A 23,135-nucleotide genomic window follows, 5' to 3' on the forward strand; every position below is an offset into this window, starting at 1 on the left:
GATGACCCATCTGTTCCGTGCCGCGCCCCGGCAGGCGGCCTTGGCGGTCTTTTTGGGGCTGGCAAGCGGCGGCGCTGCGGCGGCAATGGCTGTCCTGATCAGCCGCGCCCTGCAATCCGAGACACGCAGCGCCAGCCTCGCGCTGTGGTTCTTTGCCGCCGCCGCCGCGCAAATGGGCCTGCGCATCCTGGCAGAGACCCGGCTGATCGCCATCACCCAGAAGGTGGTTCTGGATCTGCGCCTGTCGCTGGGGCAGCGCCTGCTGGCCACGCCGCAATTGCGGCTTCAGCAGATCGGGCGGCAGCCGCTGCTGACCATTCTGACCCGCGATATCGATGCCTTTGCAGGCTCGGTGCAGCTGATCCCGCTGATCCTTGGCAACGCGCTGCTGACCATCGGCTGCTTCGCTTATCTGGCGCAACAGGATCTGGGGATCTTTCTCTGGGTTCTGGCCAGCCTGATCCTTGGCGCCACCGGCTTTCGTCTGGCGGAACGCAAACCCTTGCAACGCCTGGCTCAACTGCGCGGCCATATTGACGAGCTTTATATCCATCAGCGCGCCCTGATCGAGGGCAGCAAGGAATTGCAGCTTAATCATCAGCGGGGCGCGCAATTCCTTGGTCGTATTCTCAGCCCTGCGGCCAATGCCGTGGCGCGCGAATATGTGGGAGCGATGTCGTCCTATGTCTGGGTGACCAATATCGGCAACAGCCTGTTTTATCTGGTGATCGGGCTGGTGCTGTTCGGCCCGACCGGGCTGCCCGGGCCGGAAACCCTGTCGGTCGTGCTGATCCTGCTATATCTGGTGCGCCCGGTTGCCGAGATTCTGATCTGCCTGCCGCCCCTGCGGCAATCCGCCGTGGCCCTTGCCCGCATCTCGCAACTGTCCAGCGATCTGCCCGGCGGCACCGCCGCCGCGCCCGAGCCGATGCACCCCGAAGTGATCTCTTTGCAAGGCGTGACGCATAGCTACCGTTCCGAGGCCGAAGACGGTGTCTTTACCCTCGGGCCGGTGGATCTGACGGTGCGGCGCGGCGAGATCTTGTTCCTGCTGGGCGGCAATGGCAGCGGCAAATCCACGCTGGCCATGCTGCTATGCGGGCTTTACGCCCCCGATCAGGGCCAGATCATCGTGGATGGCACCCCCCTGCCCGATGCCGCCCGCCCGGCCTATCGTCAGGCGTTTTCTGCCGTCTTTTCCGATTTTCATCTGTTCGCGCAATTGCCCGGGCGGGACGATCCGGGGATGGAACAGCGTGCCACCCATTTCCTGCAACGCTTCAAGATGGCACATAAGGTGCGGGTGGAGCACGGCAGCCTCTCGACCACCGATTTGTCCACCGGGCAGCGCAAGCGGCTGGCGCTGGTTGCGGCCTATCTGGAGGACCGGCCCTTCTATCTGTTCGATGAATGGGCCGCAGATCAGGATCCGGCCTTCAAGGCGGTGTTCTATAACGATCTGCTGCCGGAACTGCGCGCGCGCGGCAAGGGCGTCATCGTCATTTCCCATGATGATGCCTATTTCGGTGTTGCGGACCGGGTGATCAAACTTGCCGATGGTCAGGTGACAGGAGGCGTCGCATGACCTCGCCATGGCTGATCCGGGTGCCGAAACCGGGGGCACGCACCCGGCTTTACGTCTTTCCCTATGCCGGCGGCAATGCGGCGGCCTTTCTGCCCTGGTCGGCCCGGCTTGGGCCGGGGGTGGAGCTGTCGGTGATCAGCCTGCCCGGCCGCGGGCAGCGCCGAGTTGAGGCACCCTTGCAAGACATGCGACAGGCTGCCCTGCAGATCGCCGCCGCGATATCGGCCGATGGGGCCACGGATTTCGCGTTTTTCGGCCATTCGATGGGTGCGGTTCTGGCGCTGGAGGTGGCACGGATCTGCACATTGATGCATCTGCGCCTGCCGCGGCTGATGGTGGCCTCTGGCTGTCGCTGGCCCGGGGCGCTGGACCGTGAGGCGCTGCATGACTTGCCTACCCCCGCCTTTCTGGAACGGCTGCGCGCCTTGGGCGGCACCCCCGAGGATGTGCTGGCCCATGACGAGCTGATGCAGATCGTGCTGCCCGCTCTGCGCGCGGATTTCGCGATGTTGCATGGCTATGCCTATCGCCCCGGTCTGGCGCTGAAGCCGACGCTGCATGTCTTTGCCGGGCGGCAGGATCACCGTGTCGCCCCCGATGAACTGGCCGGCTGGCAGCAGGAAAGCGCGGCTTTCGGGCAAGTCCATTGGTTCGAAGGCGGGCATTTCTTCCTGCATCAGCACGAGGCCGAAGTTCTGGCCACCCTGACGGGCATGTTGTCGGGGGCAGCGCCCGCCCCATTCCATCCTTCCCACCACTAAGAGGCATATCATGACGAACGAACCACAATATCTTGTCGTTAAGAATCACGAAGACCAGTATTCGATCTGGCCCGAAGGCAAGGAGCTGCCCGCAGGCTGGGTGGCCGATGGCATGCAGGGTGACAAGGCGGCCTGCCTGGATCATATCAACACGGTCTGGACCGATATGCGCCCACGGTCCCTGCGCGAAGCGATGGAGCGTGAGGGCCTGCCGCGCGGCATCTGATCAGCCCCGCCTCCCCTGCCGCCGTCCGGTCGCAGGGGTTTGGCATAGACGCCCCCCCGAAAGGCCGGGGTTTTCCCGGCCCATTTCCTTGGCATTGATTTGCGAGGTCATGCAGGATGCAACCATTCTCGACATATGCAATCTCGATGGTCGCAGTTGCAAAGTTCACGGCGTGATGATTCACTTTGCGATAACAGTTAGTTAGGCGGATGGCATGAGCCAGCACAATCCGCCCTGCTCCCGTCACAAGCACTGGCCCGCGTGCAACCGCTCTTGAGCCGCGCGGGTCTATGTCGATCCTGATCGACCTCGAGATTCACGGGCTCGTGGAGCCAGCCGACAAGACCGGTAGGCGTGCGGTGCTCTTGGAACGTGGCGATCCAGCTCTGCCTTTCCGCCAAGGTTCTGTTCAAACCCCCGCTGCGCCAGGCGGTCGGCATGGTGCCGACGTTCATGAAGCTTGCAGGACTGGACTGGCCCATGCCGGACCATACCACCCTGTGCAGCCGCCAGAAGTCACTCGCAGTCCAAGTCCGTATCAATCGGCGCGCAGAACTGACTCTCTATCGGCGTCCAATTTTGGGTTTGACTCAAAGTTGGTGCATTTTCTGGTTTACGCCGGGGCGAGTAGCCGTGCCTTGAGCAAATCGATGTTGGCACGACCTTACATCTGGCGTTTGAGAGCCTTCAGCCGATTGATCTGCCCCTCTGTCTGGCCGTCCGACCAAGGTTCGCGCAGGGCGGCAGCAACGGCGGCGTAGTCGCTGCGGAGACCTCGGACAAAAGACGCGATCATGCTGCCTTCCGCCTCATCGAGCCAGCTGGCCAAGATATCCTCACGTCCGTTTCGAACCATCTCCGTGAACCTGTCGGTGAGCGCCCAAGCGGTCGGCAGGGCGGGCAATGCCGCTTCGATTTGCGCGACCTGAAGCGCATCGGCTCTGGAATGGTGAACCCGCCCCATGGTCAGGAGCCGCGCAATTCTGCGGGCAGGTGGCGATTTCCCCATCCCCCTTGGCATACCTTGCTCGGCGCGGCGCTGGCGTGTTGCCCATTCTCCGACGACCCGGAGACTGCCGCGAAAACCATCCTCCCTCAGCCGGTGCCATTCCGGCAGCCGCCGTTCCACTCCCGATCCAGCCGTGGCAGCCAGGGTGTCAGACTGCTTTCGCGGATGCGGAAGAGATCTTCGCGTTCGCCACGCAGGATCTGGCGAACGAGCTTGCGGCTGAGGTCGGTCGCGCGGACGATATCCTTGATGGGGAGGTCCTCACCGGCCATCTTCCTCACCATCCGATTGGTTTGCTGGCGACGCCGAAAGCCTTCGTATGGCAGCCCTTCCGCTGCCGTCCGCAGCGCGGGATCGAGCGTCTTCGCCCCGATCGCCCTGCGGATGACGGGCATGCTGCGCTGTAAGGCCGCCTAGGAATGCGGCGCTTGCATTTTCCAGCAGATGCCAGCGATCGGCGACCTGAAGCGCCTCTGGCAGGGCACGGGTGGCGGCCCCGCCATAGCCGCCGTTACGGTCGCGGGCAGTGATCCGGATGTCGGGATGTGCGCGGAGCCAGGCTTTCACGGTGGCAGGCTCACGATCGGGCAGCAGGTCGATCACCTGCCGCCGTTCCAGATCGCAAATCACCGTGCCGTAACGCTGACCCTTGCGCCATGCCCAGTCATCGATGCCGATCACGCGCAGGGGTTCGGAGGCGGGGCCCACCATCGTCCGCGCCCCACGCAAGAACCTGTCCTTGCTTGCCGGCACAAGTAGGCGCCGGGCGAGCGCCTGAGCCGGTCGTCCGCCAAGGGCAAGACCGAGGTGACGCACAAGATCCTGCAAGCGCGAGGTGCGTCGCATATGTGGTCGGGTGATGCCGAGCGGGAACCGCTCAGCGAAGATCCGGGCCGGACAGCCGGGCGCGCGGCAACGAAGCGCCGAACCTGCAAGATAGTTTCTACGGCGCGCCCATGCGCAGGAACATCGGCTGGCCAACGTCGATACCCGCTGTGGACATGGTCCGAAATGCTTGTGCAGTGTGGACAGGCGGCTGCGGTCGACAAGGAGCGGACATGGATACGGATCGTATTGCCATCGAGCTAGACTTGATCGGCCGTAAGCCCTGCCGGCAGAAAATCTCGGCGTGAAAGCCATGACGACATCGGTAACCTCCCTGAAAGAAGGCCGAAATGTAGAGAGTTAGAAGCTCAACTGCACCAAATCCGCGTCAGGTGCAAGATCGCACGCCGAAACACAAACGGGAAAGCGGTGAAACCGTCACGAAACTGGAAACCCAGCCCAATCTGACGATGAAACCCGATCCAAAGATATCCCGAAAACTCGAAAATGGGCCGGATCTGGCAGATTACCGGTAGTCAGAACAGCGCGACGCCTCGATGACCCGTACTCAACCGAAGCAAGGGCGAGCGATATATAGAAGCAGCGAACCGACAAATCCGCCGCAGGGAGACGGCTTTGCCCCACCAGATCGGACTTGGCGCAACCTCTCGAAATGATCCGCAAAACACAAATGCGCGAGTGTTCGCACCGACAATATAGTATTATACGGTGGAAATGGTGGTTTTCAGGTGATTTTTAGGGATCTGGCATGTCTTCCGAACTCCCCAAGACCGTCCGCTCTGTTGAACGAACGCTGAAAATCCTCGAGCTGATGAACCGTATGCCAGTTGTCCGGGTGCAGTATCTTGCCGCAGAGGCGGATCTTCCCGCCCCCACTGTCGTGCGGCTGCTGGAGACACTGGTCGCGGCAGGATACGTGCATAAGCTGGGTCGGCAGTCGGGCTACAGCGTCACCGGGAAGGTAGCGGCCTTGGGGGCCGGGCATCACGGATTGCCACAGATCTTCGACCGCGCACGCCAGGCGGCAGAAGAGCTGACGCGGCGCACTCTCTGGCCCACGGCGCTGGCGACGCTGGATGTAGATGCGCTGGTGATCCGCTACAGCACGATCCCGCTCAGCCCGCTGTCGCATTACCAATCGACCATCAACCGGCGCATGACCCTGCTGGACTATGCCCATGGCAGAGCCTATCTGGCCTTCTGCCCAAAGGAGGAGCGCCAGCATCTGGTGTCCCTGCTGCAGCAATCGGCTGCAGATGAGGAGGAGGCCGAAGCCATCGCGGTCAAGGCAGAAGTCTTGGCCGCCCAGACCCGCGCCAGCGGCTTTGGCGAGCGGATGGGCAACATCCAGCCCGAGACGCATTCGCTGGCCCTTCCCCTGCGGCTGGGGGCCAAGATCGTGGGCACCTTCGGCATCACCTATTTCGCCCGGACGCAGGTCGATGTCGAAGCCTTGAAACGCGATCTTCGCACCACGGCCGAGGGCTGCATGGCGCAGAGCGGGCCGGCAGAGGCTCAGGTCATGGGATAGACCGTTCGGGCCCGGTGGTCATCCTTGCCCGAGGCGGTGATCCGCGGCACGGCATGGCGCAGGTGGTCGACATAAGCCTTGGCCGAGGCGGCCACGGCTTCGTTATCCAGCGCACGCACGCCGGTCAGGGCGAAATGCGGCAGGTAATGCATGCCGGTATGCTTGGCCATCAGCTCGAAGGGCGTGGTGATCTCCTCCAGCGTGCGGCCATAACGGCCATCAGGCGCATAGTCGCGGCCGTCCGAGCCGGTGGAGAAAGCGATGCCCAGCGTCTTCAGCCGCAGCGCCCGGCCACCAGGGCCATAGGCCCAGCCCCGCTTCATGATCTCGCCCTGCCAGCGCGACAGGAGCGGCGGGCAGGAATACCAGGTCAGCGGGAATTGCAGCACGATCCGGTCATGATCCATCAACCGCTGCCGCTCTGCCTCGCCGTCGATCTGGTCGTCAGGGTAGCGGGCATGCAGATCATGCAGCGTGATGTCCCCCGCCTTCAGGATTGCCTTGGACCAAGTGGCGTTTATCCGGCTGCCAGCCAGATCGGGGTGCGTCAGGATAACGAGGGTTCGGGTCATCTGGGTCTCCTCCGGCCTTACTGCTGTCACCGCGCGGAAGGGGGATCAAGCAAGCCACGGCTCAGTTCCGCCAGATGGAACGGCATCGGGTTTTCCGTGCGCCGCAGCCGATCCTGTGCGACCCCGGGCGCAGGAGAGATATAAGGAGCCCGCCATGTTCGATGACAGCGACCCGCGAAAGGCGCTTGCCCCCGCTCGCAAGGAACAGGGGTTTCCCGGGCCTTTTTGTGGGCCGGAGATTGGCGATCTGACCGGGACGGAACCGCAGGAACAGGGACCAGGATGGCAAGCCTGGGTTATGCGCTCCACCAACCTTGTCCTGCGGGTGGTCTCGCTGGACGGCACGGCGGTGTTCACCCGCAAAGGTCAACTTGACGAATACATGGTCTTCTCCACCGACCCCGGCCTGCGCTTCACCATCGGCACGGCGCAAGGATCGGTGGAGGACCATCCCGGCAACCACCTGTTCATCCTGCCCCCCGGTGACAGCCGCGTGGTGGTCTCGGGCAAAGGGACGGTCACCTTTGCCTTCACCACCCGCTCCGCCGATCTGGTGGCCCTGTGTAGCAACCCGGTGGTGGAGGCGAACTCGAACATCCCGCCCTTCCAGCCCTGGCCCGATCCGGTGGAGGGATTCCGCCTGCGCGCCTACGACCTGGACCTGCCCGAGGCACCGGGCCAATTCGGCCGGATCTTCCGCTGCACCACAATGATGGTGAACCTGATGCCCCCGTTTGCCGCCGCGCGCGATACCGGCCAGGTCTCGCCCCACCATCACGCCACATTCGAGCAGATCAGCCTGACCCTGACCGGCGATTTCGAGCATCACCTCCGCTGGCCCTGGACCCCGAACATGGCGCATTGGCGCGATGACATGCGGATCGCCTGCGCCAGCCCCTCGATCACCGTGCTGCCGCCACCCGCGATCCACACCACGCTTTGGCTGACGCCCGGGGCGCTGATCGTCGATCTGTTCTCCCCCCCCCGCATGGATTTCTCGCAGCGCGAGGGCTGGGTGCGGAACGGTCCGGACTATCCGACCGCAAGGACGGACACGGAATAGCTCACTCCGCCCCGATCTCTCCCAGGGCGGGCATGCTGGCAATCACGATGGTCTCATGCGCGATGGCGGGTAGGGCGGGAAGGGGGCGGTTGGCAATCTCATGCGCCACGGCGGGGGGCATGCCGAAGGACATCAGGATGTGTTCCGTGACCTCCTCGGGGTAGCGCGCAGAGGTGCCGCCCCGGGTGATCGACACCATGGCTGCTGAGACCGCGCCCATCAGGATGTCGCGCCCGATCTCGGCGGAAGAGATGTGGAACAGGCCCTCATCCCGTCCGCGCCGGATGGTGACCAGCGAGTTGTGCCAGACCGTCTCGCCAAAGGTGTGCCCCGGCGCGCTGGAATGGATCATTGCCCAGCCCCAGGCCGGGTTCTTCGCCGCCGCATGCAGGTAATAGCGGATCGCTACCGCGCTTTGTTCGGCTACGTTCTCCAGCCTTGCGAACATGTGGTGGACTGCGCGGTCGAACTCGCCGGTCATCGCTTCCAGCAGATTATACCGCAGCTGCTCCAGATCGTCGAAATGGTTGTAGAAGGTGCCCCGCGCCACGCCCGCCGCCTTGCAGACATCCTCGATCCGCACGAAGCGGCCGCCCTCGCGTCCGTAGCATTCGAAGGCAGCCGTCAGCAGGATATTGCGCGACTTCGCCCGCCGCGCCGCTCCGATCTGCGCCCGGCGCTCCAGATGGGCCATGCGGTATCCTATGCGGGCCATTGCCTCATCCGCCTCGGTCGCGCTTGACCTTTCTCCCATCGCCTCCCCCGACAACCTGCGGTTCCCTCCCCATTATGAAGGCTTCGCGCCGCAGGTTCCAGCCTGAGCCATCGCCAGACTCAAGAATTCCACATTGCGGAATAAGTAAAATGACCATTTGTGCAAATTACATCCTGTCATAATCTGATCCCAAGGCGGCAGGAGGGCCGCCCCAAGGCAGAATCGGCTTGGGAGAGCCGGAGGGAGAACCACAAGCATGACACCTGCCCCCTGGCCAGACCCGATAGGTCTAACCCAACGGAGCCATTCCGTCGTCTGACCCGGGGCGCCAGCCCTTTCATCCGAACCCGTATTCCCGGCGATGCACCGCATTCGCCGCCAGAAGATCCATTGCTTGCAGAAAAGGACCATCCCATGGGGATAAACCGCATCGACCATGCCGCAATCTATGTCGGCGATCTGGGCAAGGCGCTCACCTGGTATCAGGACGTCCTCGGCCTGACCGTCCTGTCGCGCTCCGAGGACACTGTCCACCTCGCCTGCCGGGGCAAGGCCGCCGACCTGACGCTCGTGAAGGGCGTCAAATCGCTGGAACACTTCACCTTCGGCGTCGATGACGAGGAAGATCTGGATCGCGTCGCCGGCATCCTGTCCCGCGAAGGCGTCAAAGCCGAGCGCCGCGCGGGCGACAGCCGCCCCGGCGAAGGTGCCACGCTGAAATTCCATCTGCCCTCGGGCCATGAGCTGCGGCTTTGCACCGGCGGGGCCGAGCGTCGCGCGGGAATTTCCGACTTCGACGCCAAAGGCTCGCATGTGCCTTCGGACATGGATCACATCAACCTTCTGGGAGAGGTCGAGCCCGAGGTGATGCGCGACTTCCTGATGACAATCGGCTTCAAATCGTCGCTGAACATCTCCGTGGGCGGGCAGCTGGCCGGGATCTGGCTGCGTGGCTCGGCCTATGACCATGACATCGCCTATATGAAATCCATCCGCCCGACAGACCGGCTGCATCACGTCGCCTTCGCGGTCGAGGATGGAAACCATTACTTCCGCCTGTCGGACCGGCTGATGGAAACCGGCCACCGCTGGGAGTTTGGACCGGGCCGCCACAATGCGGGCCTCGGCAAATCCACCGGCTTCGGGACGAACAACTACGCTGTTGAGTGACACCAATAACTGCAGGAACCCGGAAGACCCCGAAAGAACCCGGAAGACCTCGGAAAGCCCAATCAAATAAGGGCTTTACAGGAGGTTGCGATACGGGTGGCACGCTGTGCGCGATGTCTTGCAGTGGACCTGAAACCAGCCACTTATGGTGCGGTATCGGCGCGAGGGCGGCATTGGTGCCGGCCATGCGCTGCGCAGGGAACAGGGTAAGAAATCAATAAGTTAAAGCCACCGCGCGGCACCGAAACTGTGCAGGGTGATTATCGGAACTGGGACGTTTTGCGCCCGGTTCTCCGCGGGCGTCCCAGTTCGATGTATGTCTTTGGAAAGTAAAGAAATTCGGCATCCCGGCGGATTGAGGCGATCAGATCGAACCGGGACGCGATTTTCAGGTCATTCGATGGTTTGGACGGTTGGGGCGCAAGATTGGTTGTCAAACGTTCCGCTCGCTTTTCCGCGAACCACACCGCCGAATCCGTTCTTTGCCCGAAACATCATCAATATGGCATTCTGGCCATCCTCACGAACAGGCCATGTTCTGGTCTCGTCGTGCTCAAAGCTATCGGGGTCATTCAGTTGAGCTTTGACCGCAGCAACAAAGTCCCGATGGCTGCCATCCCAGCCACTAAGGCAGTGGAAACCATGCTTTGCTTCATGGGCCTTCTCAGCCGCCAGCTCTGCGGCTTGTGCCGCCTCAGTTGCGGCAAGCTGCTCGGCCTCTGCCCGCGCAGCAGCGTCAACTTCTACAGGTTCCACTTCACTTTGTGCCGCCACTTCTGCCGACACGACAGGTAAGACCTGCTCTGCTACCAGCTCTTCATCGCCGGTCAACCAATGCCAAGCAACGTAGCCAAGCACGAACAAGACCGCCAACCCTAGCATGCCATCTCGAAACTCTTGCAGTTTCGATTGTGGCTTCTTCTCTGGCATCTTGAAAATTGCCAACTCAGTCTCCTAAAAACAGCTTTCAATCTCGGTTTGTATGGCCCCACCACATCACTTTTCCAATGACTGTGATGTCGCTCGCGCGTGCAAATTGCGGCCCATAATCTGGGTTGTCCGACAGAAGCAGCAACTCGCCTTCGGCCGGTCGTTCTATCCGTTTGATCCGTGCGTGGCCGTCTTCCACGAAGGCGTAAATGGAACTTCGCCGCGCCTTGGTCTCAGTCTTCCGAACCGGCAAATCAGCCCTGGTTCGATCTATGAGTACGAGGTCCCCCGCCCAGATCGTCGGCTGCATGCTATTCCCATCGGCCCGAGCCAGCACCGCGCTTGACGGTGAAACTCCGACCCGGCGCAACCAGTCTCGTCGAAAGGCCAGATAGTCGATCACCGCTTCTTGGTGGTTCTCATGTCCGTGGCCAGCAGAAAGAGAGGCGGCGTGAAGAGGGATCTGGGCAAAGCTCTCGCCTCCCAGGGCGACGCTCTCGACCGGCCCCGTCTCTCGTGCCGGCCCAAAATAAAACTCCCAGCCGACAGCCGCGCATAAAGCTGCGAGCTTCTCGGCAGATGGGGACGACCCGCGCCGGAGCGCTTGGAAGGCCGAGTTGTCCGGCTTGCCAAACGCACGAGCGCCAACATCGGCTTGGGATAAGCCGAGTTCCAACCGCCTTGCCTCTAGGGCCTCATATATCTCGTTGGGTGTCGGCATGGTGTAAAAATGCACCAAATTAGGCCGCCGCACAAGTCGATGTAAATTTGCACAGTCTGTTTCCAAAATGATGTAAATTAGTATTGCCGTGATGATGCAAATATGCATTATTAGGGCATGGAGTATTCACACCTCACCAATCTTGCCACCCTGCTAGGTGAACACCTGGGCCGTTCGGACCTTACGGTTGCGAAATGGTGTGGCGTGCACTCGCGGCTCTTCCTTCGGCTGAAAGCCGGTGGGGGCTGCCGCGTGGATACGTTCAAGGAGGCCCTGCGGGCCTTCGATGCTCTGTGGCCGGCCGATCTGGAATGGCCACGCGAGATCCCCAGACCCTCAAAATCGAAGGAGGCCGCATGATGGCCATCCGTTCCATACCGCAGCGGTCGGTTGGCCCCTGCCGTGGCGGGAGCCGCCCTGATTTGTCCGGGATGGCAGCCCCGGCGGATCAGGGCGTGCCGCGCCGCTCGATCTGGCAGCGCCTGCGGGCGCTGGATGATCGGATCAACGACTGCTGGATCGGGGACCTTTTGGGCGTCGTCCTGCTGTTCCTGATCCTGTTCGCGACCCCGGTCGCACTCCCGATCCTTGTCATCATCTTTGGAGGTAACCCGTGAAGGACATCATCGAACCGCTGTCGAAGTGCGGGCAGCTTGAGGCCTTGTCTCACGCGATCCGTGACACGCGCGAAGCCATGGGTCGGGCCGATTCGGCGCGCCAGCTCGGTGAGGCCGTCGCAGGCGAGATCGCTGTCGAAGATGCAACGGAGGCGCTGGCCCGCCTGCTGGAAGCCTTCAGCACCGCAGAAAAGACCGGCCTCATGGACGAGTTGGCGGGCTATCTCGCCACCACCTATGGGGGCTGACATGACGGTCCTGCTTAGCACCTATCGCCCGCGTTATGAGGTTGAGCGCATCGGTGGCAGCTACTGCGTCCGCGATCCGAATGGCGCGTTGCTACCCGCCCGTTACGCGAGCCGTCAAGCCGCACTGATGAGCCGCGAGGACCTCCAGCGTGAAGCCGACCGTAAGGCCAAGCGCGGGCCGCGTGCCTGCATGTGCTGCGGTGCCACTTTCCAGTCTGACGGCATCCACAACCGTCTTTGCACAGACTGCCGCGCGCCCGGCTTTGCCACCTCGGCAACGGCAGGCAGCACCTCCACCGGAAAGATCCGCCGCGCCGCAAGGGCGTGACGGCAGAAGATCACAGGGGCCAAACCGTGAAACAACCGACCTTGATGCAACAAAACCGGGTGAAGGTGGCAGAGATTGATGCTCGCCAGCGCCTGCGTCCGGTATCGGAGGCAGGCGTGCAGAGCCTGATCGCGTCGGTCAACGAGACCGGGGTGATGAAGGATGCGATCCATGTGCGGCGCAAAAAGGATGGCAGCCTTGTCCTGATAGCGGGCGCACATCGTCTGGAAACGGCCCGGCAGCTTGGCTGGGAAGAGATAGAGGCGAAGATCTGGACAGACGTGACCGACGACTGGGCACGCCTGATGGAAATTGACGACAATCTGGCTGGTGCGGAAATGAACGCGCTCGACACCGCTGTTTTTCTGGCGGCGCGGAAGGCCGTTTACGAGCGTATGCACCCGGAGACCAAGCGGGGCGTGGCCGGTGGTCTGGCAAGGCAGGGCTTAGCAACCGACATCATGTCGTTTGCTGCCGCGACAGCCGACAAGTTTGGCTGCACCACGCGCCACGTAGAGCGCATGGTTGCAGCAGGCTCCCGCCTCGGCCCCGATCAGGTGCATGCCCTGCGGCAGGCCCCGCGACAGATCACGCTCAAGGACCTGACCGAGATTGGCAAGATCAGTGAACCCACAGCGCGCTATGCGGTTGTGGACCGGCTCGCGGCCGGCCGCGCGAAATCCGCCGCCGATGCCCAGCGCGGTTTGAAGGCGGAAGGTGCCGCTGAAGCCCCTGTTAAAGACCCGATTGAAGAGCAGTTTATTGCCGCCTTGAAGGTTTGGAACCGTATCGGAATGGCCGCGCGCAAGCGGATGGTGGCAGCGGTCGAGGGTGACCTCAGAGATATCCTCGCCGATCTGGACCGGGGGGACGCATGAACGCCGCACCTGAACAGGAATGGTGGAGCGCGCAAGAACTCGCATCCGCAGTGCTGCCGGATCTGCCCACGACAAAGCGCCGTGTAAATGCACTTGCAGAGCGGATGAGCTGGAATGCCCAGACCGGCCTCGCCCGCCGCCGTGCAGGTCGCGGCGGCGGCTGGGAATACAATTGGCGCCTTTTACCTGTCCGCGCGCAAAGCGCGCTTCTGAAGGCCATGCCCCGCAATCTTACCGGCGAAACCTCGGGCCGGATGGGCCGGGACGAGGCTTGGGCGTGGTTCGATGGCTTGCCCGAGAAGATCAAGGCCACCGCACGGGAACGGCTGGCCATCATTCAGCAGGCCGAAGGGCTGGAAGCCCCGATGGGCAAGAACCTCGCGATTGATACGGCCGCCCGTGGCGCGGGCGTTGCACAGCGCACGGTCTGGAACTGGGTGGCGATGATCGAGGGCGTCGATCCCGCAGACCGTTTGCCCTATCTCGCGCCGCGCCACCGCGCCGCCGCGCCCAAGCGCGAGCGCGCGGTATGCAGCCAGGAGTTTCTGGACCGCATTCGGGCAGACTATCTACGCCTTGGCGGGCCAAGCCTACGGTCTGCCCATCGCAGGGTCGCTGATTGGTGCAGCCGCCACGGCCACGCCTCGCTTGAATACCGAACCACATTGCGGTGGTTCGAGGAAAATGTACCGCGCGTTACACAGGTCTTCGCCCGTGAGGGAGAGAAAGGTCTTGCCCGCTGCTTTCCGCCGCAGATCCGGGATCGGTCCATGTTGACGGCGCTGGAAGGCGTTGTCGCGGACTGCCACAAGCTGGATGTGTTCGTGCAGTGGCCCGAAATCGAAAAGCCGGTGCGGGTGCAGATCGTCGCCTTCACCGACCTCTATTCGAACAAGATCCTGTCGTGGAAAGTTGACCTTGACCCGAACAAGGTGGCCGTCATGTCGGCCTTCGGTGAGTTGGTCGAGACTTGGGGCATCCCGCGCCATTGCCTTTTCGACAATGGACACGAGTTTGCCAATAAGTGGCTCACCGGCGGCACACCCACGCGCTTTCGGTTCAAGATCCGCCCAGATGACGCCCTGGGCGTGTTGCCGCAGATGGGCATCAAGGTTCACTGGGCCACGCCCGGCCATGGTCAGGCAAAGCCGATTGAGCGGTCTTTCCGCGACCTTGCGGATGATCTTGCCCGGCACCCCGCCTTTGCCGGGGCCTATGTCGGCAATCGCCCCGATGCCAAGCCCGAGGATTACGGCAGCCGCGCGGTGCCGCTGGCCGATCTGCTGGAGGTCACCGAACAGGTGATTGCCGCGCATAACGCCCGCCCGGGCCGTCTGACCGACAATGCCAAGGGCCGCAGCTTCGATGAAACCTTCGCCGAAAGCTATGCGAAATCGCGGATCATCAAAGCCACGGCGGAGCAGCATCGTCTTTGGCTGATGGGCCAAGAAGTCCGCAAGCTGCACAAGCAGCACGGTGCCTTCAAGCTGTTCGAAAACAGCTACTGGTCCGATTGGATGAACGAGCATGTCGGTGAAACGGTGGTCGCCCGCTTTGACCCTGAAAACCTGCATGCGGGTCTGTTCATGTACTCGCTCGCCGGTGAATTCCTTGGCGCAGCAGATTGCCGCGAGAAGGTCGGTTTCTTCGATCTGGTCGGCGCGCGCCTCGCCGCCCGGCTCAAGCGTCAACGCCGCGCGGCGGAAAAGAAGCTGCTGGACTTGCACCGCCCGGTCAGCGTCGGGCAGTGGGCCGCCGAATTGCACGCGGCACCGCAGATCGACACGCCGCTTGTCGAGGCCAAGGTGGTCGAACTGGCCCCGGCCCGCATCCGCAGGCCGGTGATCGAGCGCCCGCTGCCGGTGCCGGATACCACGGATGAAGAACGGCTGAAGGTCTTCACCGCGAATTTCAGCAGGCCAGTTGTGGAGGAACCCGCCCCGGAAAGCACCGCCGACCGCTTTCGGCGGATGCTCGATATCGAGCGCAGATCGGAGGCCGGTGAACCCGTGTCGGAGGCCGAGGCAGAGGAATGGGCACGCCTGCAGCGTCTGCCCGAGTTTCAGGCGATGCGCACCATGTTTGCCCGCTTCGGCGATGAATTTGGCGATGCGGCAATCGGATGAGGAAACCGCCGGGGGCGTGCAGGCCCCACGGCGGCTGGACGAAGTGAGGAAAGAATGATGGACGGAGCAGTCAATATCAATACCGCTGGCAGCGTCGCACCTTTGCGGAACGTGCTGCTTTTGAACGCCCTGATCGCGCGGGTGCAGAACCGGGACTTTGACTTGCCAGGGCTGGCCTGCTTTTTCGGGCCAAGCGGCTATGGAAAGACCAAGGCCGCGACCTGGAACGCGCAGGAGACCCGGGCATACTGGGTCGAGGTCAAATCGACCTGGAGCCGCAAGAAGTTTGCGGAAATGATCCTGCGGTCCATGGGCATCACGCCCGGTCGCACCATTGGCGACATGGTCGAGCAGATCGGGGATCAACTGAGCAAATCCGGTCGCCCCCTCCTGATCGATGAGGCTGACCTTGTCGCCAAGGACGGCATGATCGGCATCATCCGCGATATCTATGAAAGCAGCCAGGGCACCGTCATCCTGATCGGCGAAGAGAACCTGCCACAAACCCTGCGCCGCTGGGAGCGCGTGCACAACCGCATGCTAGACTGGGTTGCCGCCCAGCCAGCCGATCTGCGCGAGGTCGATCTGCTGGCCCGGATGAAGTGCCCCGGCCTCGAGATTGAACGCGAAGTCATGCAGCATGTGCTTGAGGTCTCGCAGGCGCGGGCGCGCCGTATCGTGGTGAACCTGCGCCAGATCGCGGAATGGGCGCTCACCAACAACACGACAGTCATCACGCCGGTTGAAGCCAAGAAGATCACCTTCTTCAGCGGAGAGGCACCGTCTCCCCGGAGGGGCGTGTGATGACCCGTAAACCCGTAGATCAGGCAGGAGCCCCGCGCGACGCCATCTGGGCCGCTGTGCGCATGATCGGTGGCGCCGGTACCGCTTTCACCGTGTCTGATATCGCCGCCCAAGCGCAGGCCAAGGATAAGACCGTGCGCGACTACCTGAAAGGCCTGACCGCCTCGGGGTATCTGCATCAAGACAACACGGTTGTCGGCTTCGAAGCCACGCGGTGGGTGCTGGCACGCGATATCGGAAATGAGGCACCCCGTGTCAGGGCGGATGGCTCGCCGGTGACACAGGGCACGATCACAGAGCAGCTCTGGCGCGGCATGTACATGCTCAAGGAGTTCACGTTCGAGGACCTGATCGAGACTGCAACAGTCGAAATCCCTGTCGATACCGCGAAGGCCTATTGCAAGATGCTGCTGACGACCGGCTACCTGCGAGTGTTGCGTAAGGCAGAACCCACGAGCGGCCGGATCGCACGATATCGCCTGATCCGTTTTAACGGGCCGAAGCCGCCGCAGATCCAGCGTGTGAAACGGGTCTATGACCCGAACTCGCGCGAGGTCTTCATGCCGGGGGCGCAGGCATGAGTGGCCCACTTGCCATTGCGCGCGCAGCTTGGGGCGACGAGATGCCGGACTATGTGCGGTGCCTCGCAGATGAATGCGCTCTTACGAGCCAGAACAAGGTAGCCCTGCGCCTTGGCCGCTCGGCCGCGCTTGTCTCTTGCGTGCTGCGCAACAAGTACAAGGGCGACATGGCGGCGGTGGAAGACCTCGTCCGTGGTCAGTTTATGAGCGCGACCATCCGGTGCCCCGCCCTCGGCGAGATATCCACGGCTGTTTGTCGCGGCTGGATGACCCTTGCAAAGACTTACTCCAACGAAACCAGCGAGCGGGTGCGCATGAACCGCGCCTGTCGTGCCTGTGCCCGTAACAAAGTCACCCCTCAAGCCCCTGAAAAGGAGACCCGAAATGTCTGATGAAATGTGGATCAACGGTCAGGGGCACCATGTTCCCGCCTCCATGGTCAGCGATGCTGACAAGATGAAAGAGGAGCTGGTCAACCGACTGCATGCGGGGGCCGATGCCACACAGGCTGTCCTCGCAGCCTTCAAAAAAGCGGCCTTCGACGAGGTCTATGCCGCGCGGGAGCTTCTGTTCGAGAAATACGGCGCCAAGGTCGGTGGTGCGAAGGGAAATTTCACGATCACGAACTTCGCTGGCACGAAATCGGTGGAGGTCAAGGTCTCTGACCGGATCTCGTTCGGGCCGGAGTTGCAGGCCGCCAAAGCCTTGATCGACGAGTTTGTCGAGGAAAACGCGGAGGGCGTGAACGACAATGCACGCGTATTGCTGGAGCATGCGTTCCAGGTCAACAAAGCAGGCCGGATCGACACCAACCGCGTTCTCGGCCTGCGGAAACTCCAGATCAAAGGCCCCGATGGCGGTGCGCACCCCAAATGGGAAGCGGCCATGCAGGCGATCACCGACGCGCTGCAGATCAACGGCACCTCGACCTATCTGTTGTTCAAGGAAGCGGATGAGCGCGGCGTGATGGTGACGAAGTCCCTGGACTTCGCGGCACTGTGAGGCCTAGTCCATGGATAGCATCAAGCAGAAGATCGCGGCACTGCTGAAGATGACCACGGCTTCGGGCTGCACCGAGGCCGAGGCGCTTGCCGCCGCCGCAAAGGCTGCGGAGCTGATGCGGGCACATGGGTTGTCCGAGGCCGATATCACCATCGGTCAGGCCTCGGCCGTCACCGCCAGCAAGGGTCGCAGCGTCCGTGATCCTCTTTGGAAGATTGTCGCCTATTGCACCAACACCGCCGCGACCTTCGCACATGTGCCCGGGAAACGCGGATCTGAGCTGGTCTTTATCGGCCGCGATCCCGGCCCCGAGATTGCGGCCTATCTGGTCGCGGTTTTCAATCGTGCGCTCGATATCGGGATTTCGGAATTCAAGGCTGGTGCGTTCTACCGCCGCCGCAAGACCGACGCGACCCGCCGTGCGGCTGTGAGGGATTTCACGGATGGTATGGTGACGCGGCTGTCGTCACGGCTGATCAACATCTTTGGCCCCGGCATTGATAAAGCGGCAAATGCCCTGGCGGTGGCCGCACGCGCGGAACGCTTCGCGGCATCGGTCCCGGTGAAGCAAAAAGACAGCGGAAAACCCCGGTTTGATGAGGCCACGTGGTCAGGCTGGTGCGCAGGAAGCAAGGTCGGCATCGCCCACGGTGTAACCGGTGCCGGTGCCACCCGTGCATTGGGTCGCCCCTGATGCCCCGGCCTCTCGATAGCCTCAGCCCTTTGCAGCGCATTCGCCGTGTTCGGCGGCTGGTGCGCGAAATGCAGGGGCAACGCGCCCTCTTGCAAAGCAGCCTGGAACCCCGCGATGCGGCGGATGCACGGACACGGCTGGTTGAGGCGTCGGGTGACCTCTTTGCCGAACTGATGTGGCTCGAAGGCGCCGGGATCATGGCGGCGGTCGAGGAATGCATCGTGACGATCTTCGGGTGCCATCGGCCTCCGGTGATCCCCTCTGAAACCGCATTTTAATACGAGGGTTAAATGGCCACCTCCGAGAGCCTCAGAAAACTGGTCCACCTCGGCTGTAAGCAGATCGGCCTGGACAATGACACCCGGCGCGACCTGCAATTGGTCGCGACTGGCAAGGCCAGCATGGCCGACATGACCGATGCGGATCTGCTGCGTGTTGTCGAGGCGCTTAAACAGCGCGGGTTCAAGGTCGGTTTTCCGGGGCGCAAGCCCGGTCGCCACCCCGTCGCGCCCCGCGCTGATTTGCGCCTGATCCATGTGCTGTGGTCCAAGCTGGGCGATGCTAACGCGCTGGAACGCCCAGGGCGCGATGGCCTGAACGCTTTCATCCGCAGCCGCTTTGAAGGCAAGTGGCAGGCCGTGCCCATTGATGTTGATACCCTGCGCGACAGCGATCAAATCAACGATGTCATCCGCGCACTGAAAGACTGGTGCAAGCGCAAGGAGGTGCCCTTGCAATGACCCAGCCTGTCGTCATCACGGATCACGCGGTCCTGCGCTATCTTGAGCGTGTGGGTGGCTTCCAGATCGAGGCGTTGCGTGCCGCCTTGGCCGCGCGCCTCCAGCCCGGTGCCGCCACCGGTGCCGGAGCGGTGGTCATCGACGGTTATGCCTATGTCATCGCCCGCCGTGATGACGAAGCGCCCGCTGTCACCACGGTCATCAAAGTGCCCCCGTACCCCAAATCCTTTTTGAACAGGGGGAAGGAATGACGACCTTTCCGGGGATCGCAGGCCAAATCGAGGAAGCCATCGGGGTTGAACTGACCACGCTGCTTCTGCGGCGCTGGGGCGGATGCGAGGTTTCGATCCCGAAACATGCCCAAGGCACGAAGCTGGCAGAGGTGATTGGGATGGAAGCGGCGGAAATCCTGATCCGTGAAATAGGCCACGGCAAGCTCGTCTTGCCTTGTGCCACCCTGCGCGGGGCAAAGCGCCGCCGTGCCGAAGCGATAGCGCTGCTGCGCCGAGGTATGTCCGCCTCACAGGTGGCGTTGGCCTGTGACCTTCACACCCGCACCGTCCACGCCTACCGCGCAGCCTTGACCGCCGAAGACAATGCCGCCCAATTGCAACTGCCGTTTGACATCTAGCCCGTCCGTCTGCGACAGTATGGCCTGCCCAAATCCAGCCCCGACGCGCCGCCCCTGAAACCCTTCAGGGGCGCTTTTGTTTGGCGCGCTTGCGACTGTTTCCCCAGAAAATAGCGGGGCAACAATGTCGAAACCTCACATCATTCAGATCCAGAACGGGCTTGCCGGGCTGGGCTATCAGCCGGGTGCGGCAGACGGTATTGCGGGGCCGCGCACGCTTGCGGCAGCGGCTGCCGCTCTGGCCAATGACCTTCGCCCTGCGGCGGCGGCCATCAAGCCCGAAACCACCTCCATCATCTATCAGGGCAGCGCGCGCTATCCGGTAGCAGAGATTGCCGTGCATTGCTCCGCCACCGTGCCCGACTGGATGCGCGACGCAGGACTTGCTGCCCAGAAGGCCGAGATCCGGCGCTGGCATCTGGCCAACGGCTGGCGCGCTGAAGGCTATCACTGGTTTGTCGGGCGCGAGGGTGACGTGCTGTCGGGCCGTGCGGAAACGGAGATCGGTGCCGGGATCGAAGGCCACAATCGGGGGGTCATTCATATCTGCCTGATCGGTGGTCACGGATCTTCGGAGACCGACCCCTTCAGCCGCAATTTCACGCAGCGGCAGGATGCGGCCCTGCGCCAGTTGATCCAGGGCATCGGCATGCGCACCCGCATCACCCGGATCAGTGGCCACAATGAATATGCCGCGAAATCCTGCCCTGGCTTCCAGGTGGGCGCATGGCTGAAGGAGGCCGCATGATGCAGCAGGTTCTGCAAGCCATGTATGCCGAACTCCTGCCGGTGCTGCTGCAACTGATCGCGGCGATCCTCGGCATGGTGCTTTTGCGCGCGGCCGAGGCTGCGCGCCGTCGCTGGGGGATCGAGATCGAGGCCCGGCACCGCGAGGCCCTGCATGCCGCGTTGATGACCGGGGTCAGCGCGGCATTGGCGCGCGGCCTTCAGGGCACCGCTGCCATTGACGCGGCCACGGTCTATGCCCGCACGAGCGTGCCGGACGCCATTGCCACGCTGAAACCTGACGCGGTGCTGATGCGCAATCTGGCTGCTGCCAAGCTGCATCAGGCCCAGCCCTTGCTGTTTGCGGAGGCAGCCCAGTGATCCCGCCGACACCCCCTGCCTTTGATCTTGGCCCCGCCTTGGCGTTGACCCTCGCGGCCCTGAACATCATCAACATCCTCTACACTTGGTGGCGCACCCGCGATCAGAATGTCGAGACCCGCTTCCGCGCCGGATCGGAGCGGATGGATCGGCTCGACCAGCGGTTGGCCAGTGTTGAACAGACCTTGCGGGCGCAGCCAACCAAGGAAGACATGCACGCCCTGCACCTCGCCATGAAGGAAATGCAGGGCGAGATGAAAACCATGGCGGCGGTGATGGAGGGCAACAACAAGATCATGTCGCGCCTTGAGGACATCGTTGCCCGCCACGAAAACCACCTGCTGGACGGAGCGAAGTGATGAGCGATTACGGCACCACCCTGCGCAAGCATCGGCGGCTGGCCATGCTGCGCTTCCTGAAGGACTGCGACGGCTACAGCGCCAACGGCTCGATCATCCGCGATGTGGTGAACGGGGTGGGCGTGACCTCGACCACCGATCAGATCACCACGGAACTGGCCTGGCTGAAGGAACAGGGTCTGATCACACTGGATGATCTGGGCGGCCTGTTGCTGGCCACCGCGACAACGCGAGGTGTCGAGATCGCGCAAGGGCTTGCATCCCACCCGGATGTGCAGCGCCCCAGCCCGAGGGCCTGACATGCCGCCGCCCCGCAAGATCGACCTGCTGCCCGCCGAAATGCGCGGGTGGTTGCAGGAGGAACTGCGCGCCGCTGGCTTCGCGGGCTATGAGGATTTGGCCGAAAGGCTGAACTTCCGGCTTGAAGCCGAGGGCCTTGAGCTGCGCATCCGCAAATCGGCGATCCATGCCTACGGCGTGGAATATGAGGCGATGGTGCGGGCGCAGGAAGAGGCCAGCGCTTGGGCGGTGGGCTGGATGCAGGACGAAGGGCTGGCTGATGAAGCCAAGCGCCATTCCGTCCTGTTCCAGATGATCACGACGCTCGCGTTCAAGGTGATGAAATCGCAAGCCCTGAAAGAGGGCGACGAGATCGACCCGAAGGAGCTGCACTTCCTCGGCAAGATGCTGAAGGACGTCATGTCATCTTCCGGCATCCGTGAGCAGACCATCGCCGCCGACCGCAAGGCGCAATCGGCCAAGCTCGAGGCCGCTGTTGCCTCTGGTGATATCGACGCCGAAGCCGCCGCCAAGGCGCGCAGGATCATGGGGTTTGCGTGATGGATGATCGCGCCACCGGCAATCTGATCCTGCTGGCCCAACTGAACTATCAGCGCGCGGGCTGGCAGACGCTGGCCCTCGCCTGGGCGCTCGGGCGCCATCGCATCATCCGGCATCTGGGTCGTGTCGGCCGCGTCAGCTTCTGGCGCGGTCAGCCCTACCTTCTCTCGTTTCGTGAAACCCTGTGAGGACAAATCCATGTTTCGACTGAGACCCGTTGACTTCCTGCTGGTATTGGCAGCCTTGATCGTCCTGACCCTGTGCCTGCTGGCACCGTCGCCGGTCGCAGCCCAGACCCTCGACATTGCGACCGGCAAGGCGAGCGGTGGTTATGACCGCCGAGCCAAACAGATCGTACAGCGCCTTGAACAGCGCGGCATCCCGACCACCCTGACCAATTACAACGGCTCCGACGAAATCTCGTTGGCGCTCTGTGGCGGGCGGGCCGGTCTCGGCATCCTTCAGATTGACGCCATCTATGCCCGGTCCCTTGAGGGCTGCCAGATGAAGGCGGTTGGCTCCTATGGCGCAGAGGCCGCGCTGATCCTGTTTCCGCCCCGTTCCGACTATGATGAACTGTCCGACCTTGGGTCTGGTACTGCCGTCCTGGTCGATACGGTCGGCAGCGGGTCCGATCTGTTCTGGCGCACGATCACCCGTGTTGAAACCGGCGAAGATGGATCTGGGGATGATTGGGCCTCGGCCCGTGTCGTCAATGATCCGCTCGAGCTGGCAAACACCTCGGCACAGATGGGCGAGATCCACGCGGTTGTTCTTGTCCGCAAGCCCGACAGCCCGGATGTGCAGATCCTGCTGGGGCAAGGCTGGACGATTGGCGAGCTTTGGGACCGCGATATCAATGCCCTCGTTTTCAACGGCGCCCCGCTTTACCGCTCTGCCAAGTTCATGGTGCCCACGCCGGGCGGCTCGACCGTCAAGGCATGGGCCTATGAGGTGCGCAGTTTCATCGCGGTGACGCGGTCCATTGCGGATGGCGACCGCCAGCGCTTTGCGGCTGTGACCGCCGCCGCGCAGTGACGACGCCGTGATC

Annotated in this window: 32 protein-coding genes and 1 pseudogene; 28 read left to right on the forward strand and 5 right to left on the reverse strand. The window is 62.8% G+C overall.

The window, feature by feature from the left end:
* Position 1: 1 nt before the first annotated feature.
* The 4 genes from GBJ34_RS15840 (at position 2) to GBJ34_RS21245 (ending at position 3,214) form a co-directional block, all read left to right on the forward strand.
* Positions 2-1,585, forward strand: a complete 1,584-nt coding sequence (locus tag GBJ34_RS15840; RefSeq protein ID WP_192931254.1) for a cyclic peptide export ABC transporter — start codon at positions 2-4, stop codon at positions 1,583-1,585.
* Positions 1,582-2,346, forward strand: a complete 765-nt coding sequence (locus GBJ34_RS15845; RefSeq protein ID WP_151720178.1) for a thioesterase II family protein — start codon at positions 1,582-1,584, stop codon at positions 2,344-2,346. The genes GBJ34_RS15840 and GBJ34_RS15845 overlap by 4 nt, the downstream gene beginning before the upstream one ends.
* A 10-nt stretch (positions 2,347-2,356) precedes the next feature.
* Positions 2,357-2,572, forward strand: a complete 216-nt coding sequence (locus GBJ34_RS15850; RefSeq protein ID WP_151720179.1) for an MbtH family protein — start codon at positions 2,357-2,359, stop codon at positions 2,570-2,572.
* Positions 2,573-2,944: 372 nt separating this feature from the next.
* Entirely contained in the window at positions 2,945-3,214 is a 270-nt protein-coding gene (locus GBJ34_RS21245; protein ID WP_192931255.1) for a transposase, read from the forward strand.
* 22 nt (positions 3,215-3,236) lie between these two features.
* Here the strand turns inward: GBJ34_RS21245 and GBJ34_RS15860 are convergent.
* Positions 3,237-4,729, reverse strand: a pseudogene (locus GBJ34_RS15860) (ISL3 family transposase).
* A 446-nt stretch (positions 4,730-5,175) separates the two neighbouring features.
* On the opposite strand from GBJ34_RS15860, the gene GBJ34_RS15865 reads away from it, so the two are divergent.
* Entirely contained in the window at positions 5,176-5,958 is a 783-nt protein-coding gene (locus GBJ34_RS15865; RefSeq protein WP_151720181.1) for a DNA-binding transcriptional regulator, read from the forward strand.
* On the opposite strand, the gene GBJ34_RS15870 is transcribed toward GBJ34_RS15865, so the two are convergent.
* Complete coding sequence (locus GBJ34_RS15870; RefSeq protein ID WP_151720182.1) at positions 5,943-6,530, reverse strand: NAD(P)H-dependent oxidoreductase; 588 nt, start codon at positions 6,528-6,530, stop codon at positions 5,943-5,945. The two genes, GBJ34_RS15865 and GBJ34_RS15870, sit on opposite strands and share 16 nt — an antisense overlap.
* A 154-nt stretch (positions 6,531-6,684) precedes the next feature.
* On the opposite strand from GBJ34_RS15870, the gene GBJ34_RS15875 reads away from it, so the two are divergent.
* Positions 6,685-7,593 carry a cupin domain-containing protein gene (locus GBJ34_RS15875; RefSeq protein ID WP_151720183.1) on the forward strand — a complete coding sequence of 303 codons (909 nt, stop codon included), beginning with the start codon at positions 6,685-6,687 and terminating at the stop codon, positions 7,591-7,593.
* Between the two features lies 1 nt (position 7,594).
* On the opposite strand, the gene GBJ34_RS15880 is transcribed toward GBJ34_RS15875, so the two are convergent.
* On the reverse strand, positions 7,595-8,308 hold the full coding sequence (locus tag GBJ34_RS15880; RefSeq protein WP_226341229.1) for a TetR/AcrR family transcriptional regulator: 714 nt from the start codon (positions 8,306-8,308) through the stop codon (positions 7,595-7,597).
* 414 nt (positions 8,309-8,722) lie between these two features.
* On the opposite strand from GBJ34_RS15880, the gene GBJ34_RS15885 reads away from it, so the two are divergent.
* A complete protein-coding gene (locus GBJ34_RS15885; RefSeq protein WP_151720185.1) occupies positions 8,723-9,478 on the forward strand; it encodes a VOC family protein in 756 nt (251 codons plus the stop codon).
* Positions 9,479-9,871: 393 nt separating this feature from the next.
* Here GBJ34_RS15885 and GBJ34_RS15890 read toward each other — a convergent pair whose 3' ends face one another.
* Complete coding sequence (locus GBJ34_RS15890) at positions 9,872-10,423, reverse strand: hypothetical protein (protein WP_151720186.1); 552 nt, start codon at positions 10,421-10,423, stop codon at positions 9,872-9,874.
* Positions 10,424-10,445: 22 nt separating this feature from the next.
* Positions 10,446-11,144, reverse strand: coding sequence for a S24 family peptidase (locus GBJ34_RS15895; protein WP_226341236.1), 699 nt, complete (start codon positions 11,142-11,144; stop codon positions 10,446-10,448).
* A 344-nt stretch (positions 11,145-11,488) separates the two neighbouring features.
* Between GBJ34_RS15895 and GBJ34_RS15905 the strand changes: the two genes are divergently transcribed.
* The 21 genes from GBJ34_RS15905 (at position 11,489) to GBJ34_RS16005 (ending at position 23,122) form a co-directional block, all read left to right on the forward strand.
* Positions 11,489-11,746 carry a hypothetical protein gene (locus GBJ34_RS15905; protein WP_151720187.1) on the forward strand — a complete coding sequence of 86 codons (258 nt, stop codon included), beginning with the start codon at positions 11,489-11,491 and terminating at the stop codon, positions 11,744-11,746.
* On the forward strand, positions 11,743-11,994 hold the full coding sequence (locus GBJ34_RS15910) for a hypothetical protein (RefSeq protein WP_151720188.1): 252 nt from the start codon (positions 11,743-11,745) through the stop codon (positions 11,992-11,994). Before GBJ34_RS15905 ends, GBJ34_RS15910 begins: the two co-directional genes overlap by 4 nt.
* Position 11,995: 1 nt before the next feature.
* Positions 11,996-12,322, forward strand: a complete 327-nt coding sequence (locus GBJ34_RS15915) for a hypothetical protein (RefSeq protein WP_151720189.1) — start codon at positions 11,996-11,998, stop codon at positions 12,320-12,322.
* 26 nt (positions 12,323-12,348) lie between these two features.
* Positions 12,349-13,200, forward strand: coding sequence for a ParB/RepB/Spo0J family partition protein (locus GBJ34_RS15920; RefSeq protein ID WP_151720190.1), 852 nt, complete (start codon positions 12,349-12,351; stop codon positions 13,198-13,200).
* The gene (locus tag GBJ34_RS15925) at positions 13,197-15,326 is read left to right on the forward strand and encodes a transposase domain-containing protein (RefSeq protein WP_151720191.1); all 2,130 of its coding nucleotides are present in this window, start codon (positions 13,197-13,199) and stop codon (positions 15,324-15,326) included. The genes GBJ34_RS15920 and GBJ34_RS15925 overlap by 4 nt, the downstream gene beginning before the upstream one ends.
* A gap of 54 nt (positions 15,327-15,380) precedes the next feature.
* Positions 15,381-16,130 carry an AAA family ATPase gene (locus GBJ34_RS15930; protein WP_151720192.1) on the forward strand — a complete coding sequence of 250 codons (750 nt, stop codon included), beginning with the start codon at positions 15,381-15,383 and terminating at the stop codon, positions 16,128-16,130.
* The gene (locus tag GBJ34_RS15935; RefSeq protein WP_151720193.1) at positions 16,130-16,711 is read left to right on the forward strand and encodes a hypothetical protein; all 582 of its coding nucleotides are present in this window, start codon (positions 16,130-16,132) and stop codon (positions 16,709-16,711) included. Before GBJ34_RS15930 ends, GBJ34_RS15935 begins: the two co-directional genes overlap by 1 nt.
* 41 nt (positions 16,712-16,752) lie before the next feature.
* Positions 16,753-17,103, forward strand: a complete 351-nt coding sequence (locus tag GBJ34_RS15940; protein WP_226341230.1) for a hypothetical protein — start codon at positions 16,753-16,755, stop codon at positions 17,101-17,103.
* A complete protein-coding gene (locus GBJ34_RS15945; protein ID WP_151720195.1) occupies positions 17,096-17,713 on the forward strand; it encodes a DUF3164 family protein in 618 nt (205 codons plus the stop codon). The genes GBJ34_RS15940 and GBJ34_RS15945 overlap by 8 nt, the downstream gene beginning before the upstream one ends.
* 10 nt (positions 17,714-17,723) lie before the next feature.
* Positions 17,724-18,407 (forward strand): DUF7168 domain-containing protein, encoded by a 684-nt coding sequence (locus GBJ34_RS15950; RefSeq protein ID WP_151720196.1) that lies wholly within the window; start codon positions 17,724-17,726, stop codon positions 18,405-18,407.
* Entirely contained in the window at positions 18,407-18,685 is a 279-nt protein-coding gene (locus tag GBJ34_RS15955) for a hypothetical protein (protein ID WP_151720197.1), read from the forward strand. The genes GBJ34_RS15950 and GBJ34_RS15955 overlap by 1 nt, the downstream gene beginning before the upstream one ends.
* A 12-nt stretch (positions 18,686-18,697) precedes the next feature.
* Entirely contained in the window at positions 18,698-19,147 is a 450-nt protein-coding gene (locus GBJ34_RS15960) for a gp16 family protein (RefSeq protein ID WP_151720198.1), read from the forward strand.
* Entirely contained in the window at positions 19,144-19,398 is a 255-nt protein-coding gene (locus GBJ34_RS15965) for a hypothetical protein (RefSeq protein ID WP_151720199.1), read from the forward strand. Before GBJ34_RS15960 ends, GBJ34_RS15965 begins: the two co-directional genes overlap by 4 nt.
* On the forward strand, positions 19,395-19,778 hold the full coding sequence (locus GBJ34_RS15970; RefSeq protein WP_151720200.1) for a helix-turn-helix domain-containing protein: 384 nt from the start codon (positions 19,395-19,397) through the stop codon (positions 19,776-19,778). Before GBJ34_RS15965 ends, GBJ34_RS15970 begins: the two co-directional genes overlap by 4 nt.
* 124 nt (positions 19,779-19,902) lie before the next feature.
* Entirely contained in the window at positions 19,903-20,526 is a 624-nt protein-coding gene (locus tag GBJ34_RS15975) for an N-acetylmuramoyl-L-alanine amidase (RefSeq protein WP_151720201.1), read from the forward strand.
* Positions 20,523-20,885, forward strand: coding sequence for a hypothetical protein (locus tag GBJ34_RS15980; RefSeq protein ID WP_151720202.1), 363 nt, complete (start codon positions 20,523-20,525; stop codon positions 20,883-20,885). The genes GBJ34_RS15975 and GBJ34_RS15980 overlap by 4 nt, the downstream gene beginning before the upstream one ends.
* On the forward strand, positions 20,882-21,244 hold the full coding sequence (locus GBJ34_RS15985; protein ID WP_226341231.1) for a DUF2730 family protein: 363 nt from the start codon (positions 20,882-20,884) through the stop codon (positions 21,242-21,244). The genes GBJ34_RS15980 and GBJ34_RS15985 overlap by 4 nt, the downstream gene beginning before the upstream one ends.
* Positions 21,244-21,543, forward strand: a complete 300-nt coding sequence (locus tag GBJ34_RS15990) for a VpaChn25_0724 family phage protein (RefSeq protein WP_151720203.1) — start codon at positions 21,244-21,246, stop codon at positions 21,541-21,543. The genes GBJ34_RS15985 and GBJ34_RS15990 overlap by 1 nt, the downstream gene beginning before the upstream one ends.
* Position 21,544: 1 nt before the next feature.
* Positions 21,545-22,084, forward strand: a complete 540-nt coding sequence (locus GBJ34_RS15995) for a phage protein Gp27 family protein (RefSeq protein WP_151720204.1) — start codon at positions 21,545-21,547, stop codon at positions 22,082-22,084.
* Entirely contained in the window at positions 22,084-22,272 is a 189-nt protein-coding gene (locus GBJ34_RS16000) for a hypothetical protein (RefSeq protein ID WP_151720205.1), read from the forward strand. The genes GBJ34_RS15995 and GBJ34_RS16000 overlap by 1 nt, the downstream gene beginning before the upstream one ends.
* Before the next feature lie 10 nt (positions 22,273-22,282).
* Positions 22,283-23,122 carry a TAXI family TRAP transporter solute-binding subunit gene (locus tag GBJ34_RS16005; protein ID WP_151720206.1) on the forward strand — a complete coding sequence of 280 codons (840 nt, stop codon included), beginning with the start codon at positions 22,283-22,285 and terminating at the stop codon, positions 23,120-23,122.
* Positions 23,123-23,135 lie beyond the last annotated feature (13 nt).

The organism is Gemmobacter serpentinus (genome assembly GCF_008973825.1).
GTDB classification, from domain to species: Bacteria; Pseudomonadota; Alphaproteobacteria; order Rhodobacterales; family Rhodobacteraceae; genus Gemmobacter; species Gemmobacter serpentinus.

What these genes read in the sequence shown, in the direction of transcription:
- GBJ34_RS15840 (WP_192931254.1), top strand. Translation starts at nt 2, where the DNA reads ATGACCCATCTGTTCCGTGCCGCGCCCCGGCAGGCGGCCTTGGCGGTC.
- GBJ34_RS15845 (WP_151720178.1), top strand. Translation starts at nt 1,582, where the DNA reads ATGACCTCGCCATGGCTGATCCGGGTGCCGAAACCGGGGGCACGCACC.
- GBJ34_RS15850 (WP_151720179.1), top strand. Translation starts at nt 2,357, where the DNA reads ATGACGAACGAACCACAATATCTTGTCGTTAAGAATCACGAAGACCAG.
- GBJ34_RS15865 (WP_151720181.1), top strand. Translation starts at nt 5,176, where the DNA reads ATGTCTTCCGAACTCCCCAAGACCGTCCGCTCTGTTGAACGAACGCTG.
- GBJ34_RS15870 (WP_151720182.1), bottom strand. Translation starts at nt 6,530, where the DNA reads ATGACCCGAACCCTCGTTATCCTGACGCACCCCGATCTGGCTGGCAGC.
- GBJ34_RS15875 (WP_151720183.1), top strand. Translation starts at nt 6,685, where the DNA reads ATGTTCGATGACAGCGACCCGCGAAAGGCGCTTGCCCCCGCTCGCAAG.
- GBJ34_RS15880 (WP_226341229.1), bottom strand. Translation starts at nt 8,308, where the DNA reads ATGGCCCGCATAGGATACCGCATGGCCCATCTGGAGCGCCGGGCGCAG.
- GBJ34_RS15885 (WP_151720185.1), top strand. Translation starts at nt 8,723, where the DNA reads ATGGGGATAAACCGCATCGACCATGCCGCAATCTATGTCGGCGATCTG.
- GBJ34_RS15905 (WP_151720187.1), top strand. Translation starts at nt 11,489, where the DNA reads ATGGCCATCCGTTCCATACCGCAGCGGTCGGTTGGCCCCTGCCGTGGC.
- GBJ34_RS15915 (WP_151720189.1), top strand. Translation starts at nt 11,996, where the DNA reads ATGACGGTCCTGCTTAGCACCTATCGCCCGCGTTATGAGGTTGAGCGC.
- GBJ34_RS15925 (WP_151720191.1), top strand. Translation starts at nt 13,197, where the DNA reads ATGAACGCCGCACCTGAACAGGAATGGTGGAGCGCGCAAGAACTCGCA.
- GBJ34_RS15930 (WP_151720192.1), top strand. Translation starts at nt 15,381, where the DNA reads ATGATGGACGGAGCAGTCAATATCAATACCGCTGGCAGCGTCGCACCT.
- GBJ34_RS15935 (WP_151720193.1), top strand. Translation starts at nt 16,130, where the DNA reads ATGACCCGTAAACCCGTAGATCAGGCAGGAGCCCCGCGCGACGCCATC.
- GBJ34_RS15940 (WP_226341230.1), top strand. Translation starts at nt 16,753, where the DNA reads ATGCCGGACTATGTGCGGTGCCTCGCAGATGAATGCGCTCTTACGAGC.
- GBJ34_RS15945 (WP_151720195.1), top strand. Translation starts at nt 17,096, where the DNA reads ATGTCTGATGAAATGTGGATCAACGGTCAGGGGCACCATGTTCCCGCC.
- GBJ34_RS15950 (WP_151720196.1), top strand. Translation starts at nt 17,724, where the DNA reads ATGGATAGCATCAAGCAGAAGATCGCGGCACTGCTGAAGATGACCACG.
- GBJ34_RS15955 (WP_151720197.1), top strand. Translation starts at nt 18,407, where the DNA reads ATGCCCCGGCCTCTCGATAGCCTCAGCCCTTTGCAGCGCATTCGCCGT.
- GBJ34_RS15960 (WP_151720198.1), top strand. Translation starts at nt 18,698, where the DNA reads ATGGCCACCTCCGAGAGCCTCAGAAAACTGGTCCACCTCGGCTGTAAG.
- GBJ34_RS15965 (WP_151720199.1), top strand. Translation starts at nt 19,144, where the DNA reads ATGACCCAGCCTGTCGTCATCACGGATCACGCGGTCCTGCGCTATCTT.
- GBJ34_RS15970 (WP_151720200.1), top strand. Translation starts at nt 19,395, where the DNA reads ATGACGACCTTTCCGGGGATCGCAGGCCAAATCGAGGAAGCCATCGGG.
- GBJ34_RS15975 (WP_151720201.1), top strand. Translation starts at nt 19,903, where the DNA reads ATGTCGAAACCTCACATCATTCAGATCCAGAACGGGCTTGCCGGGCTG.
- GBJ34_RS15980 (WP_151720202.1), top strand. Translation starts at nt 20,523, where the DNA reads ATGATGCAGCAGGTTCTGCAAGCCATGTATGCCGAACTCCTGCCGGTG.
- GBJ34_RS15990 (WP_151720203.1), top strand. Translation starts at nt 21,244, where the DNA reads ATGAGCGATTACGGCACCACCCTGCGCAAGCATCGGCGGCTGGCCATG.
- GBJ34_RS15995 (WP_151720204.1), top strand. Translation starts at nt 21,545, where the DNA reads ATGCCGCCGCCCCGCAAGATCGACCTGCTGCCCGCCGAAATGCGCGGG.
- GBJ34_RS16000 (WP_151720205.1), top strand. Translation starts at nt 22,084, where the DNA reads ATGGATGATCGCGCCACCGGCAATCTGATCCTGCTGGCCCAACTGAAC.
- GBJ34_RS16005 (WP_151720206.1), top strand. Translation starts at nt 22,283, where the DNA reads ATGTTTCGACTGAGACCCGTTGACTTCCTGCTGGTATTGGCAGCCTTG.